Source organism: Denitrobacterium sp., assembly GCF_056180635.1.
Genome location: NZ_JAZZJS010000040.1, coordinates 26,234 through 40,711, shown reverse-complemented (window position 1 = coordinate 40,711; position 14,478 = coordinate 26,234). Strand labels below are relative to the sequence as shown.

The 14,478-nt window shown below is 63.0% G+C and carries 11 protein-coding genes; 6 read left to right on the top strand and 5 right to left on the bottom strand.

The genetic code is table 11. From position 1 onward, the window contains the following. The 3 genes from AC04P6_RS03695 to AC04P6_RS03685 all read right to left on the bottom strand — a co-directional run bounded on the left by AC04P6_RS03695 (position 1) and on the right by AC04P6_RS03685 (position 2,602). Positions 1-804, bottom strand: a complete 804-nt coding sequence (locus tag AC04P6_RS03695; RefSeq protein ID WP_475565246.1) for an ABC transporter ATP-binding protein — start codon at positions 802-804, stop codon at positions 1-3. Between the two features lie 69 nt (positions 805-873). Further along, on the bottom strand, positions 874-1,941 hold the full coding sequence (locus tag AC04P6_RS03690) for a sensor histidine kinase (RefSeq protein ID WP_475565245.1): 1,068 nt from the start codon (positions 1,939-1,941) through the stop codon (positions 874-876). Beyond that, a complete protein-coding gene (locus AC04P6_RS03685) occupies positions 1,928-2,602 on the bottom strand; it encodes a response regulator transcription factor (protein WP_475565244.1) in 675 nt (224 codons plus the stop codon). The genes AC04P6_RS03690 and AC04P6_RS03685 overlap by 14 nt, the downstream gene beginning before the upstream one ends. Positions 2,603-2,794: 192 nt before the next feature. On the opposite strand from AC04P6_RS03685, the gene AC04P6_RS03680 reads away from it, so the two are divergent. The 4 genes from AC04P6_RS03680 to AC04P6_RS03665 all read left to right on the top strand — a co-directional run bounded on the left by AC04P6_RS03680 (position 2,795) and on the right by AC04P6_RS03665 (position 7,591). After that, complete coding sequence (locus tag AC04P6_RS03680; RefSeq protein WP_475565243.1) at positions 2,795-3,166, top strand: potassium channel family protein; 372 nt, start codon at positions 2,795-2,797, stop codon at positions 3,164-3,166. Next, entirely contained in the window at positions 3,159-4,439 is a 1,281-nt protein-coding gene (locus AC04P6_RS03675; protein ID WP_475565242.1) for a chloride channel protein, read from the top strand. Before AC04P6_RS03680 ends, AC04P6_RS03675 begins: the two co-directional genes overlap by 8 nt. A gap of 96 nt (positions 4,440-4,535) precedes the next feature. Next, complete coding sequence (locus tag AC04P6_RS03670; RefSeq protein ID WP_475565241.1) at positions 4,536-5,981, top strand: C39 family peptidase; 1,446 nt, start codon at positions 4,536-4,538, stop codon at positions 5,979-5,981. A 2-nt stretch (positions 5,982-5,983) separates the two neighbouring features. Then, positions 5,984-7,591, top strand: a complete 1,608-nt coding sequence (locus AC04P6_RS03665; protein WP_475565240.1) for a TerB N-terminal domain-containing protein — start codon at positions 5,984-5,986, stop codon at positions 7,589-7,591. Positions 7,592-7,597: 6 nt separating this feature from the next. Here the strand turns inward: AC04P6_RS03665 and AC04P6_RS03660 are convergent, their stop codons facing one another. Beyond that, complete coding sequence (locus AC04P6_RS03660; RefSeq protein WP_475565239.1) at positions 7,598-9,571, bottom strand: SEL1-like repeat protein; 1,974 nt, start codon at positions 9,569-9,571, stop codon at positions 7,598-7,600. Between the two features lie 240 nt (positions 9,572-9,811). Between AC04P6_RS03660 and AC04P6_RS03655 the strand changes: the two genes are divergently transcribed. Continuing rightward, positions 9,812-11,167: an ATP-binding protein gene (locus AC04P6_RS03655; protein WP_475565238.1), complete on the top strand. Its 1,356-nt coding sequence runs from the start codon at positions 9,812-9,814 to the stop codon at positions 11,165-11,167. A 2-nt stretch (positions 11,168-11,169) separates the two neighbouring features. Continuing rightward, positions 11,170-13,563 carry a DEAD/DEAH box helicase gene (locus tag AC04P6_RS03650; protein ID WP_475565237.1) on the top strand — a complete coding sequence of 798 codons (2,394 nt, stop codon included), beginning with the start codon at positions 11,170-11,172 and terminating at the stop codon, positions 13,561-13,563. 45 nt (positions 13,564-13,608) lie between these two features. Here the strand turns inward: AC04P6_RS03650 and AC04P6_RS03645 are convergent, their stop codons facing one another. Next, entirely contained in the window at positions 13,609-14,463 is an 855-nt protein-coding gene (locus tag AC04P6_RS03645; RefSeq protein ID WP_475565236.1) for a TIGR02452 family protein, read from the bottom strand. Between the last annotated feature and the right edge of the window lie 15 nt (positions 14,464-14,478).

Here is a 14,478-nt window from a genome sequence, read left to right as displayed (position 1 = left end):
CTACGCCTCCCCACCCAGGAAGCCCATGACGTCCATGATCTGCGAGAAGTAATCCTTGCGGGAGCGGTTGCCCCGGCGGATTTCGTTGAACAGCCTGCCGTCGCGAATGAAGAGGATGCGATGCGTCCAGCTGGCGGCGAAGGGGTCGTGGGTGACCATCATGATGGTTGCGCCCGTGACGCGGTTCATGGTGTCGAGCAGCTCCATCATGTGCGTTGAGCTGCGCGAATCGAGAGCGCCCGTGGGTTCGTCGGCCAGCACGAGCGAGGGGTTGCCCACGAAGGCGCGGGCTGCGGCGACGCGCTGACGCTGGCCACCCGACATCTGGTGGGGCATCTTGTCGAGGATGCTCGTGATTTCCAGGCGCTGCGCAATGTCTTCCACCTCGGTGCGGATGAGGCGTGCGGGCTTGCGCTGGATGGTGAGCGCGAGTTCGATGTTCTCGCGCGCGGTGAGCGTGTCGACCAGGTTGGAATCCTGGAAGACGAATCCAAGGTCCTCGCGGCGGAAACGCGCGAGGGCGCCGCCGCGCAGGCGGGAAATCTGCGTGCCGTTCACGGTGACTTCGCCCGCCGAGGGGCGGTCGATGGTGGAAATGCAGTTCAGCAGCGTGCTCTTGCCCGAGCCCGAGGGGCCCATCACGCCTACGAATTCGCCCTTCTCGACCTCGAAGGAAACGCCCGCCAGGGCGCGGGTGACGATGTCCTTGCTGCCGAAGCTCTTTTCCAGGTTCTGAACGGAAAGCGCGGGCTGGTTCTGCGTACCCGTTGCTCCGATGCGTGCTTCCGCGAATGTTTCTGCCATAGCGATCTCCTTTCGTATGTGGCGATTACCATGCTAGAAACCCACGTGATGCCTCGCCATCGATTAGGCTTACAGCTCTCTTTCGTTTTTGTCACATAGACTCTTGTTGGCCTGGTTGAGCGGGAAGGAAATCGTGATGCGCGTGCCGTTTCCCTCTTCGGATGCCACGAACAGGCGTAGCCCCATCTGCGAGCACATGACGGCGCACAGGTAGAGCCCCATGCCCGTGGAGCTGCCCGCGCGATGGCCGTTTTCTCCCGTGAACGCGCGGTCGAACACGCGCGGAACGTCGGCTGCGGGAATGCCCCAGCCGTTGTCGGCGACGACGAGGTCCACGTGGCCGGTGCTCGTGTTTTCCCCGTGGGATGAGGCGCTGAACGTGAGCTCGGTGGCGCCGTATTTCACCGCGTTCGCGATGAGCTGCCCCAGGATGAAGAGGAGCCACTGCTCGTCGGCCAAAACGGTAAGGTCTTCGGAAATGGCGGGCTTGGGCTGTACGCCGCTGGCGATGAGCAGATTGGCGTGGCGCTTGCATGCTTCGCGCGCAACGGCGGCCAGGCGCAGTTCGCGAATGTGGTAGTCATTCGTTATGTTCGAGCAGCGTGCGTAATAGAGCGCCTGCTCGACCTGGCGCTCGATGGATTCCAGCTCTAGTCGCAGTGTGTCGGCATCGGTGCCGTGCATCCCGGCCGTAAGGAGCTTCGCGGCGGCGATGGGCGTTTTCACCTCGTGAATCCATAGGTCGACGTAGGTACGGTAGTCGCTCACGCTTCGCTTCTCGCTGCTGATGTCGCGCGATGCGGCAAGCTCGCATGCCTCGATGGCGTCTTGCGCAATCTGCGATTCGATCGAATGGGGAAGCGGCGCCAGGTTGCCGAGCTCGCCGATGTGCTCGATGCGGTCGGAAATGGCGGCGAGCTCCCTGAAGTAGCGCGCGTGGCGGATGTAGTCGATGCTAAGGGCCGCGATGTCGCAGGCAAACAGCATGGCGAGACAGAGCGCGATGCCCGAGTTGCTGATTCCGAATGCGGAAAGCGCCAGGGTCAAAACGCAGGCGGCTACGATAAGCGGCACCACGACGGCCACGCGGTCGGCTAGATACGCGAGCGGCGTGTAGCGTGCGTCATTGGACGGCATAGCCCTGTCCCCGCTTCGTTTCCAGGAAGGATTCGGGCGCGCCGATGGACGCGAGCTTGCGGCGCACGCGGTTCACGTTCACCGTGAGGGTGTTATCGTCGACGAACGCGTCGGATTCCCAGAGCTCGCAGAGAAGCTCGCGGCGCGTGACGATGGCGCCCGGATTTTCCATGAGCATTGCCAGGATGCGCTGCTCGTTGCGCGTGAGCTCGACGCTTCGTTCGAGCGTGGATGCCGTCCCCGACGCAAGGTCGAGCGTGACGCCATTATGTTCGATGAGGTTCGATTTGGCGTTCGAGCGGCGCAGGATGGCATCGATGCGCGCCAGCAGAACGGCTGGACGATACGGCTTGGTGATGTAGTCGTTCGCGCCCAGTTGAAGCGCCATGACCTCGTCGAATTCCATGTCGGATGACGTGAGGACCACGATGGGGACCTCGCTGCGCTCGCGGATGGCGCGGCAGATGGAATGGCCGTCGGCGCCAGGCAGCTTGAGGTCGAGTATTACCAGGTCGGGGGATTGCGCGATGGCCTCTTCGGCTGCGTGCGCGAAATCGAAGCACGGTATGGCGTTGTGCCCTTGCAGGCGCAGCAAGTTGGAAAGCCCCTCGCGCAGCGTCGCGTCGTCTTCCACGATGTATATGTTGACCTGCGTGTCCATGTCCCCATCATACCTGTTTGCACTGCGGCGAACGTGACACTTTCGTAAGCAATGGCGCTCGTTCACATGGGATGTTCCCTGGTGGGAAACGATTGGCGGGTATACTATACGCAAAAACGGCGGGAGCGGTGCATGTTCAAGTTTGGAATCGTACGTTCGGTTATACGGAGCTCGGGGCTACAGCGGGCCGCTGTGGGTTTCGTGGTGGTCTATCTCGTTTGCTCGCTGCTCATCTGGCTATTCGATCCCGCCATCGGCGGGTTTGCCGATTCCCTGTGGTACTGCTTCGAAATCGTGAGCACGATTGGTTTTGGCGACGTTACCGTCACCTCGCCGCTGGCGCGTATCGTGTCGGTGCTGCTTAGCGTCACGAGCGTCTTCCTTGTCGCCGTCCTTACCGGTGCGGTGGTCAGCTACAGCCAGGAAATCATGCATGCGCGCAGGGATGAGAGCGTCGCGCTGTTCCTCGACCGCCTCGAGCGCTTGCCCGAGCTCCTCCCGAGCGAGCTCGAGGATATTTCCTCCCACGTGAAAAGCATGCGTAAGCGGAATGGCCATGAGTGACGCGCGTCCCCTGGTGGGGGAGTACGGAGAGTCGGAACCGCGGCTTGCGGGCGTGCTCGCCTTGGTACTCGTGTCGCTGGCGATGGGCGCCGTGGTGGGAGCGGCCGTGTCGCTTTTGCTGCGTGCCATGAACGCGGGCGTGTCGCTCGTATGGTCGGCGCTTCCCGCGGCGGTTGGCGCCTGGTGGCTGCCGCTTGTGGTCTGCCCCATTGGCGGGGCTGTCATCGGCATGCTCTCGAAGCGCACGCATGCCGCTCCCGAAGAGCTCGAAGACGTTTTTGCGCAGGTGAAGCGCGAAGGGGGCTATGCCCTCGAGCGCCCGGCTGCAACCGTCGTCCTGTTCCTGCTGCCCCTGGTCTTTGGCGGGTCCGTGGGTCCGGAGGCGGGACTGACCGGCATTATTGCCGCGCTGGTCACGTGGGTGGGCGATTCCCTGCGACGTGCGGGCTTGGGCGCGCAGTCGCTTGCCGACGTCACGGTTTCCGCTACGCTCACCGCCGTATTCGGAGCTCCGTTTGCGGGTATCGTGGCTGCTCGCGAGGCGCTGGGCGATGTGCCCAACCCGCGCCTGTTCACGTTCCGTCGCGTGGCGAAGGTGGTCTTGTATGTGGCCGCCGCCGCGGGCGCATTTGCGGGAATGTGGGCGGTATCGCTGCTCTTTTCCCAGATGGGCGGCCTTCCGCGGTTCGATGCCATTTCGTATAGGCTCGACCAGGTTCTCTGGGGCGTGCTATTCGTGGCCGTGGGCTATGCGCTGGGCGTGGAATCGCATGCGGCTCGTTCGCTGGCCCGGCGCATGAAGCCCCTGGTCGATGCATATCCCGTTATCGCGGCCGCGCTATGCGGCCTGGTGCTGGGCGCGCTGTTCCTGGCGTTTCCCTACGTGCTCTTTTCGGGCGAGGAGCAGTGCCGTGAAATCGCCGGGGCGTGGGTGGGCATCCCCGCAGTTGCCCTTGTCGCAACGGCCGTGCTGAAGTGCGCAGTTACGCCGCTCTGCATTGGCGCTGGATGGCGCGGCGGCACGATCTTTCCGAACATTTTCACGGGGGTGGTGGCCGGGTTCGCCCTGGCGGCTCTTACGGGGGTCGACCCCATGTTCGCCGTAACGGCAACGGCATCGGCCTTCATCGGCGTCACGACGCGCAAGCCCCTTCTGGCAATCTGCCTGCTGCTGCTCTGCTTCCCGTTGTCGAGCTTGCCCGTGGTCATCGTGGCGGCCATTCTGGGCGCGAAGATTCCGCTGCCGCCCCGCCTGGCGCATCCTGCGGCGTAGCACTTTCCTGCGATGATGCTTTGTGGCCTCCGTTTGCACGGGGCGTGCCCGCAAGGCGCCTGCGGTATACTTGCCGCATAGATTAAGGAGTGTGCCGTGCCCGATTGTTCCTCGCATATGTATTCGCGTCGCAAGTTCGTCTCGCTGTGCGGGGGCTTGGCGGCGGCGGGGTCCGTGGCGTTCGCCCTGCCTGGGTGCGTGGCCAAGTCGGGTTCCAATAGCAAGAGCTCGCGCGCGTCGAAGGGCGCCAACGTGGCGCGCTATATCAGCCTTACGGTGTGGCGCGGCGCCAACAAGCTCGACCGCGGCACCTTCAACGGGCTCACGCTCGACGCCGCCGGCCATGCGGTGTTCGACGACGCTTCCGCAACTGAAACGCGCACGCTTTCCGACGAATTCGCGCGCAAGCCCGTCGATATCGATTTCGAGGCGGGTACGTGGATTTCGCCCGAGCTCGAGCTTTCGTTCGGCGCCACCGAGCTCATGGCTTCGTGGGGCGCTTCCGTGCCGGCGGGTTGCTGGCTGGAAGTTGATGTGCGCGGCCGCCGCAAAGACGGCAGCTTAACCGACTGGGTTTCCTTGGCGCGTTGGAGCGGGGCTGCTCTTTCGGAAGATGATGCCCTGCATAGTTATTCCGAGCAGAATTCGCTTGATGCGGGCAGTACCTCGTCGTGCGTGTTCGCGGCTGCCGAAGAGCGCAGGCTCTACAACGTGCAGATGCGCGTGACGCTCCTGCGGCCGCTTGGCAGCGACGCCCCCGTGTCGCTGTACATGGCCAGCTTGGTTTCCACGTTGTTCGACGAAGAGGCCGATATTGTCGAGCGCGAGGAGCATGAGGGCATCGACGCCATCGACGTGCCTCAGTACGCGTGGGCTGCGTCCGGCGAAGGCGCTGCCTCCAGCGCGCCCGCAGCGTGTGCCATGCTTTTGGACTGGTGGAACGTGGGTCCTTCCGAGGACGAGCTATCTGCGCTTGGGTTCGCGCCCGACCAGCGCGTTTCCTGGGCTGCCGCCCATATGCTCGACAGCTCTGCCGATTCGTGCGCAACGGCCCCCTTCGCCACGGCATTCTGCGCGTCGCGCGGCCTTGTTGCCTATGCCACGCGCCTTTCGGGGCTCGCGCAGTTGGAAAACGTGCTCGAACTGGGCGTTCCCGTGGTGGTTCAGCTGAATGTGACGAATTCCAACCTGCCGGACGCCGGCTATGAGGATGCGGCCCACGCCATGGTGGTGTGCGGCATCGATGAGGCGGGCGACGTTATCGTGAACGACCCGGCGGGTGCGGCTCCCGCGCTGCCCACCGTGGCCGAGCAGCAGGCCGTCGTGGTCAACGTCCTTGCCGGGCAGGCTTCCGCCGCCAGCGAACCCACGACGCCCGAGGCGCAGAACGAAGATGACGACCAGGCGCCAAGCGAATCGAGCCAGGTGGGCGATGTGCGCCGCACGTATCCGCGTGCCGATTTCGAAAACGCCTGGATCAACGATTCCGCTGGCACGGCATGGATCGTGCATTCCGCGGGCATCGCCGTGAACGTGGGGTAGCCATGGAAGAGGGTCGCGGCTTTGCCAAGCGCGATCGCATACGCGCTTTGCGGGATGAGCTTTCCGAGCGGCTGGGCGAGCGTGCCGCGTTCAGCGATGCGGTTTACTCCGACCAGCCCATTCTCATGACGGCAAACCAGCTTTCGCAGTTCGCGCCTGCTGAGGTGAGGCGCGTGCGCGAAATGGCGAAGGAGCCTGAAGTGCGACGGCTCACGGTGACGGAGCGCTTCGTGCGCGAAGCGCGCGTGCTGGAGTCGTGCGAAGACGAGTTCGCGGGGCAAGCCGCATTCAGCCATTATTTCCCGACGTACGACGACATGAACAACGATCAGCTGCGCACGTATCTCACGTGGCGCTCGCGCGTGCGCGCGGGCGACGTGCAGGCGACGTCGATTTCGTATGCGTTCGTGTACTTGTACGAGCTCATCAACCAGATTGGCGTGGAGGACGCACGGGAGGGGTACGACTGTCTGGTCGCCTTTGGCGATGCGTATCGCGAGCTCGATCCATCCATTGGCCGCTATATCGACGACTGGGCCGATGACTACGTTGTGTATTTCGATTTGCCGTCGTCCTTGCTTCGGAAGCTTCCGAAGCGCGCGGAGGATGCGGCGCTTATGGCGGTTACCCAATGGGATGCCACGCCCGATGCCGAGTTGTACCAGGCGCTTGCGCGCCTGTCGTCGTATCGCGTGTCTACCTCGGCGTTCGTGACCGAGCATGGTGACGATTTTCGTAGCGTGGCGGTGAAGGTTTTCCGCGTCGTGGCCCAGCACCATGAGAAGCTTACGCGCACGCTGCCTGAGCGCCTGTTCGGCAAGCGCAAGCCCAATTGGTATCATCCGTTCGAGCGAGCGATTTTCTGCAATCCGCTCGAGCGGGGCGGGTACCGTTACCGCATCAGTGCCGTCGATTGCGTGTACTGCCGCGACGATGCGTGGATACGCTTGCGTTTTCCTGCGCCGAAGAAGGCTAAGGCGTGGGTGGGCGATTTCCTGAAGACCGTCGACGCCATCATGCGCGTGGAGTATGGCGACGCGCGCGAGCTTGCGGCTCCCATGAGCACGAAGTACATCGTCGAGGCGATTCAATCGGAAACGCGTGAGCTCCTTCGCCTGCGTCGCGAGGCCGAGGCGCGTGCGGTTCGCATTGACCTGGGGAAGCTTGGGGCTATTCGCGCGGCTGCGGACGTCACGCGCGACCGCCTGATCGTGGAGGAGGACGAGCTCGATGCGCTGGCTTCGCTCCCCATGGCTGCTCCCGTTGTTGCGGAAGGGGAACCGGCTGGCGAGCCTTTGGCGGGCGTGCCCGATGCGGCTGGCGAAGTTGCCGCCGCTAGCCCCATTGGCGGCGAGGCCTTCGGTGATAGCGCTTCTGGCGAAGCACCGTTTGGCCTTTCTGTCGATGAGCTGGACTTCCTGCGCGTTCTCGTGAATGGCGGGTCGGTGAGGGAGTTCCAGCGCGAGCGGGGCGCTATGGCATCGCTTCTGGCGGAATCGGTGAATGAGAAGCTCTTCGACGAGTTCGGGGATATCGTGGTCGATGCCGCGACGGAGCCACCCGAGCTTATCGAGGACTACGTGGACGACGTGCGCGAATTGCTGGGTTAGCGTAGGTTAGTGCCCGCCGATGGCGAGGCGCTCGATGTGCCGGTAGCTGGCGGCATCGAGCATCATCTCGTTGTTCGTGCAGCTGATGAGGTCGACCACGCGCGCAATCTTCTCTACGCCGTTCACTTCCACCACCACGAGGCAGCCCTTGGTGGCGGGCAGCCCGTCGCAGAGGTAATCGTAGGTCTTGCCGCCACGCGTGAATTCCACGCGTGCGAACGTATGGCGCCGCGCGTTCCAGGCGCCCTTCCAGTCGACGCGGAAGCGGTAGCTCTTGCAGGCGAAACGCGCGACGACGCGCCCTTCGTGCAGGAATTCGTAGCAGGGCACGCCGTTCTTCCGGCCGCAGGGACGCAGCGTGTCGGCGTGGAACCGCCCACCTTCCCTCAATTGCAGGTAATGGATGCCTCGGCCTTCCTCCTCGATGGTGGAATGCAGTTTGCAGTAGCCGTGGCAGGGGTGTGTGACCAGCACGAAATGCGCCCGCTCCTCATCGGACTTCGGGATGCGCTTCGCGATGAACGCGATGCCCTTCTTCGTGCGCTCGATGGCGACATCGACGATGTAGCCATCTTGGAAGGCCTGCTCGAGGTGGCTGGGCTGGTGGCTCTTCAGGTACTTCGTGGGCGCTGCGTCGGGGAATTCCATGCGCAGTTCGGCGAGCTCGTAGTCGATGTTCGCCGCCACGATGGCGTCGCCGTAGTGCGAGCCGTTGCGCGCGCGTTCGCGCAGGGCGCAGGCTGCCTGCGTGATGAGCTCGTAGGCGCGGAAGCGGTCTTTTCCCACGTGCAGGCCGTTGCGGTAGGCGTTGCTCATGCGCAGCGCGGCATCGGCGAACTTGCTTTCGGGGTTGCCCGCCGTGAAGTCTTCCAGATTGCGCGAGAACGCCCAGGTGAGCAGGTTGAACGCGGCAAGGTGGTTCTCGGGCACGCCCTTGCCGTTCATATACATGTCGGCAAGCTTGTAGGCCGATTCGCGCACCATGCCGAAAAAGCCGATGCAGTAGTAGCGGAATGCCAGGTCGTATTCGGGAACGCCGTCGTTGCAGCGCCCGTAGTAGAAGAGGTAGCCCAGCGTGTTTGCGAAGAAGCGCTTCTTCTCGTCGGAAATGTCGCTGCGATCCATGAGGGCCAGCAGCAAGTCACGCGAGGCGACCCAGTCGCATTCGTAGGCGGGGCTTCCGCCGTAGCAGGAGTACGCCTTGCGCTCCATGGCGCCCGCGTGCCCTTCCGCACAGAGCTCTTCCAGGATGCGCCGGTATTCCTCGTGGTGGAGCTTATCCATCTGGGCCAGCTGTGCGTCGGTGAGCCCCATAACGTACGAGGTGCGCGCGGCGCGCGACCATAGGTAGGGCTTCACGCGCTCGCCCTTGCCGCTGCGCAGGTGCTGGCAGTCGGTGAGGATGCGGTCGTAGTCGAGGAATTCGGTGTCGTTCTCGGCGATTTCGCCCGTCGTCACGGCGTACACGACGTCGCGGTAGCAGGCACGCAGCATGAGGAGCATGTCGGCTTCCGAATGGGGCGGCATTTCGCCGTTGCGCTCGAGCGCGCGCTTGTGCTCGCTGTCGGAAACGAAGACGATTGCCTCTTGGAGCTGGCGCTTCTTCGCGTATGGGTCGACCCAGCGCACGAACGTGGCGGCGTCGAGCGCGCAGTCGCGCATGTTGAATAGGGCGCGCATGGCATCGTCGAGATTGACGTAGCAGGGCTCCTTGAGCTTGTATCCCGCTAGCGGATCGCTGTTGGGCGCAATGTCGCTTAGGGGGATTTCGAAGCGGTAGTACGCGCGCAGGTTCTTCGTGGTCACCTCGGCGGGCTTGATGTACGTTACCTCGCCGAGGGGGAAGATCTTGGGGGAATCGGGCTGGCCATTGTCGTGGAAGAGCATGACTTTCACGTTGCGCTTGTCGGGGAAACCGCGCACGACGCCACTACGCCCGCCAGGCGTAGATACCGCGTCTCCAATGCGGATTTTCCTCATACGCCAAACCCCTTTGGCCCCATTACTACGTGAATTGTATCAATTATATCTGTTCACATGGGGGCATTGCAAAGCCCCTAGATGCGGTGGAGGGTGTCATCGAATGCGCAATAGCTGGCATGCATTGTGCGCATGGTGTGTGGGAGTAGGGCGTGGGCTTCTCGCGGCGCGCTTTCGTGCGCGTTTGTTCCGTGCTATGATGCAGAAAACTAGAACACTTGTTCGGAAGGATTGCTCGGTATGAAGAAGGCGCCCAAGCGCATTGCCAACACCATCATCAACGCGCTGAAGGGCGGCGTCGTGCCGCGCGTGGGCCTGCCATACATTGCGGTGGGGCGCGATGCCGAAATCGACGCTCTGCTGCACGATGTGGAAATCATTCAGGATGGCGGGGCCACGTTCCGCTTCGTCGTGGGCAAATACGGCAGCGGCAAGAGCTTCCTTCTGCAAACCATTCGCACGTACGCGATGGACCGCAACTTCGTCGTGGTCGATGCCGACCTTTCCCCCGAACGTCGCCTGCATGGCGGGCAGGGCCAGGGGCTCGCCACGTACAAAGAGCTCATCAGGAACATGTCCACGAAAACGCGCCCCGAAGGCGGTGCGCTTACGCTCATTCTCGATCGCTGGATCTCGGGCGTGCAAAGCTCCGTCGCCGCGGAATCGTCGCATGCCGTGGGCTCGCCGGAATTTTCCGCTGCCGTGGAAGCGCGCATTCACGAGGCAGTGGGTGTCCTTTCGGAAATGGTGCACGGCTTCGATTTCGCGCAGCTCCTCACGCTCTACTACCGCTCGTATGTGGAAGACGACGACGAAACGAAGGCGCGCGTGGTGAAGTGGTTCCGCGGCGAATACGCCAACAAGACGGAAGCACGCCGCGAGCTGGGCGTGGGCATTTGCATTACCGACGACGACTGGTACGAGTACGTCAAGCTGTTCGCCTGCTTCTTGAAGCAGGCGGGGTATGCGGGCATGCTCGTGCTCATCGACGAGCTGGTGAACATCTACAAGATTCCCAACGCCATTTCGCGTCAGTACAACTACGAGAAGATTCTCACCATGTACAACGACACGCTGCAGGGCAAGGCGCGCTACCTGGGCATTATCATGGGTGGCACGCCCCAGGCGGTGGAGGATCGCCGCCGTGGCGTGTATAGCTACGAGGCGCTGCGCAGTCGTCTGTCGGAGGGGCGTTTTGCAGGCGCGCAGTATAAGGACATGCTCGCGCCCGTCATTCAGCTGGTGCCTCTGTCGTACGAGGAACTGCTGGTGCTCGCCGGCCGCCTGCAGGATATTCATGCGGGGCTGTTCGGCTACGAGCCCACGCTTTCCGACGAAGACCTGGCGCTCTTCATCAAGACGGAATTCGAGCGCGTGGGTGCTCATACGCATATCACGCCGCGCGAGGTCATTCGCGATTTCGTCGAGCTCCTCGATATCCTGCATCAGAACGAGGGCATGACGCTGCAAGCGCTCATGGAGGCCGATGGCTTGCCTACGGGCTCTGCTGGCGAACCTGTTGCGGGTGCTGCGTCGGGTGTCTCGGCTCCTTCCAACGAGCGCACGGCGCGTGATTTCGCGGAATTCAGCTTGTAGCCATGGATGCGTTCGCGCGGTACGCGCCCTTCATCCAGGATTTCATCTACCGCAACGGCTGGGATTCTCTGCGTGGCGTGCAGGTTGCCGCTGCCGATGCCATTTTCAACAGCGACAAGAACGTCTTGTTGGCTGCGTCTACCGCGTCGGGTAAAACCGAGGCTGCGTTCTTTCCCATGCTCACGCTGCTAGAGGAACAACCGTCCACCTCGGTGGGCATCATCTACATCGCGCCGCTGAAGGCCCTCATCAACGACCAGTTTGGTCGTTTGAACGAGCTCTGCGAGGAAGCGGGCATTCCCGTGTGGCGCTGGCATGGCGACGTGTCGAGCTCGCGTAAGGCGAAGCTCCTGAAGAATCCCAGTGGCGTTCTGCAGATTACGCCCGAATCGCTGGAGTCGCTGCTGCTGCATAAGCACAATGCCATTCCGCATCTGTTTGGCGACGTGCGCTTCGTGGTAATCGACGAAATCCATTCGCTCATGCGTGGCGATCGCGGTGGGCAGACGATGTGCCTGGTGGAGCGCTTGTCGCGTACCGCGGGCGTGCAGCCTAGGCGCATTGGCCTTTCCGCTACGGTGGGCGATCTTGAACAAGCTGGGCGCTTTCTGGCCGCCGGTTCAGGCCGCGATACGGTGGTGCCGCGCATCGACGCCCGCGGGCAACGCTGGCGCCTTTCCATGGAGCATTTCTACACGAGCGACCGTCAGGCGCTCGATGACGTCGAGTTTCCCGGCGACGTGCAGATGGCGCCCGCGGTCGATATCGACCTGCCTTCTGCAGCGGCGGGGGAGCTAGTCCTCTCTTCGGGCAGTGCGGGCTCGGGCGGCGCGTACGTGTTCGAGGCGCCTTCCGACGAAGCGCCCGCTGCGGCCGACCCGGGTATCGGCTACGTGTTCGAGCATACGCGCGGGCGCAAGTGCCTGGTGTTTGCGAACTCCCGCGAGGAAGCCGAGGCGGTAACCACTACCTTGCGTTCGTATTGCGAGGTGAAGGGCGAGCCCGACCGCTTCCTTATCCATCATGGCAACCTATCCACGTCGTATCGCGAAACGGCCGAAGACGCCATGCGCGACGAAAGCCTTCAGCTCACTACCGTCACCACGGCAACGCTCGAGCTAGGCATCGACATCGGTCGCCTTGAGCGCGCGTTCCAAATCGATGCGCCGTTCACCGTGTCGGCGTTTCTGCAGCGTATGGGGCGTACGGGCCGCCGCGGCCAGCCAAGCGAAATGTGGTTCGTCATGCGCGAAGACCGTCCTGAGCCTCGCGCGCTCCTGGGCGAAACCATTCCCTGGAAGCTTCTGCAGGGCATTGCGCTCGTGCAGCTGTATTTGGAAGAGCGTTGGGTAGAGCCTCCGCGGCCGCATGCGCTGCCGTTCAGCCTGCTCTACCATCAAACGCTTTCCACGCTCGCGTCGGGTGGCGAAATGACGCCCGCCGAACTTGCGGGGCGCGTGCTCACGCTCTCGCCCTTTCGCAGTGTTTCCGCTGATGATTACCGCGTTCTGCTGCGTCATCTCGTGGAAACCGAGCAGATTCAGGTCACCGAGCTTGGCGGCCTTATCGTGGGGCTTGCTGGCGAGCGCGTGGTGAACAACTTCCGTTTCTACGGCGTGTTCCAGGAGAGCGAGGAGTACACGGTGCGCAGCGAATCGCAGGAGCTGGGCACCATCGTGCAGCCGCCTCCCATGGGCGAGAAAATCGCCATCGCGGGCCGCACATGGCTGGTGGAGGAAGTCGACCACCATCGTCACCTCGTGTACTGCACGCTCGTGAAGGGCCAGGTGCCCGCGTATTTTGGGGAGTGCCCGGGCGACATTCACACGCACATTCTCGAACGCATGCGCCGCGTGCTGGCGGAGGATGCTGCCTATCCGTACGTGATGGGCAATGCCCTTGCCCGCTTGCATCAGGCGCGTGCCACGGCTCATGCGTCGGGCATGCTTCAGCGTCCGCTCATCAACCTGGGCGGCAACATGTGGGGGCTTTTCCCCTGGTTGGGAAGCTACGCGTTCCTTGCGCTCGAGCGCTTCCTGAAGCGCATCTGCGCCGATGAGCTGCACTTGAAGGGGCTCGATTCTTCGCGTCCGTATTTCCTGCAGTTCCGCATGGATGCAAGCGAGGAGGATTTCTGGCGTGTGCTGGGCGAGCGCGTGTCCGCGGGCTTTTCCCCGATGGAGCTTCTCTACGAGGGGGAAGTACCCGTGTTCGAGAAGTACGACACGTTCGTTCCCGACGAGCTCATTCGGAAGGGCTTTGCCTATGGCGTGCTCGATGTGCCGGGCATGGTCGAGCGCGTGTGCGAGTGGACGGGTGCCGTTCCCCATGTGTCATTTGGGCTTCCGGGTGGCGCATCCGCGCTGCCGGAATCTGCATCTGGCCAGGAAGGATAGCGGTAAGTAAAAAACGCCCGAGCGGTTGCCCGGGCGGTTCGATTCCTATCGCAGCGTAACCCCTTCGGGGAGCTCCACGTTGCGCCAATCTTCGTCGTCGCGCTCGTCGTCTTCGGTTGGCGTGGGCGCCGCCTCCTGTGCGGGGCGCGTGCTCTCGAAAACGCTTTCGAACGCTTCGCGCGCCGAGCGCGGCACGGCAAATACGACTTCCTTGAACACGCCAGGATGCGCGTCGATCCACGTGCGGTAGGCTTGCGCGACGGACGTGGGATCGTTGCCGTACGAGCCGCAGCCGAAAGCCCCGCATATCAGGGTTTCAACGCCGTTAGCTGCGGCGATGCGCAGCTGAGCTTCGATGCGGTTGGCCAGGTTCGAATCGCATTCACGCTCGGAGCGGTGATTCTCCAGCGCGCGTGTGCGGTTGGGTGCCGCGATGGCAATGACCGAGGCCTTATTCATGGTGCCGTTGCGCACGAACATCACGTCGGGCAGGAAGAGCGCGCGGTCGGTGAAGAGCATGCTGCATTCAAAGCCGCGGTTGGCATCGAAGAACGTTTTCTTGCAGCCCTGCAGCACGGGATAGAGGTTGCTGTCGGAGCAAAGAGCCTGCTCCGGGCCGAATGCGCCGTCTTCGTAATTTCCGCCGGGGCGCGTGAACGAGCAGGCATCGACCACGCCCGTCTTGCTTTGCGAATCGAATACGACGGTGGCGGGGAATGCCCCGCTCACGCGCGTGGTCGTTTGCTCGAATGCCGCATCGGGGATGGGCAGCTCGCGTCCTTCGCCGTCTTCGTACACCACGGCGTTGGCGATGCTTCCCTTCGTCTCGCTGCCGAAGACCGTCTTCACGAATGCTATGTGCTTGGCTGCTTCTTGCTGGCGTTGATCTCTGGTGGGCATAGCAACCTCGTCTCT

Bases quoted from the DNA above. Each gene is read 5' to 3' on its own strand.
- AC04P6_RS03695 (WP_475565246.1), bottom strand. From the start codon at position 804: ATGGCAGAAACATTCGCGGAAGCACGCATCGGAGCAACGGGTACGCAG.
- AC04P6_RS03690 (WP_475565245.1), bottom strand. From the start codon at position 1,941: ATGCCGTCCAATGACGCACGCTACACGCCGCTCGCGTATCTAGCCGAC.
- AC04P6_RS03685 (WP_475565244.1), bottom strand. From the start codon at position 2,602: ATGGACACGCAGGTCAACATATACATCGTGGAAGACGACGCGACGCTG.
- AC04P6_RS03675 (WP_475565242.1), top strand. From the start codon at position 3,159: ATGAGTGACGCGCGTCCCCTGGTGGGGGAGTACGGAGAGTCGGAACCG.
- AC04P6_RS03665 (WP_475565240.1), top strand. From the start codon at position 5,984: ATGGAAGAGGGTCGCGGCTTTGCCAAGCGCGATCGCATACGCGCTTTG.
- AC04P6_RS03660 (WP_475565239.1), bottom strand. From the start codon at position 9,571: ATGAGGAAAATCCGCATTGGAGACGCGGTATCTACGCCTGGCGGGCGT.
- AC04P6_RS03655 (WP_475565238.1), top strand. From the start codon at position 9,812: ATGAAGAAGGCGCCCAAGCGCATTGCCAACACCATCATCAACGCGCTG.
- AC04P6_RS03650 (WP_475565237.1), top strand. From the start codon at position 11,170: ATGGATGCGTTCGCGCGGTACGCGCCCTTCATCCAGGATTTCATCTAC.
- AC04P6_RS03645 (WP_475565236.1), bottom strand. From the start codon at position 14,463: ATGCCCACCAGAGATCAACGCCAGCAAGAAGCAGCCAAGCACATAGCA.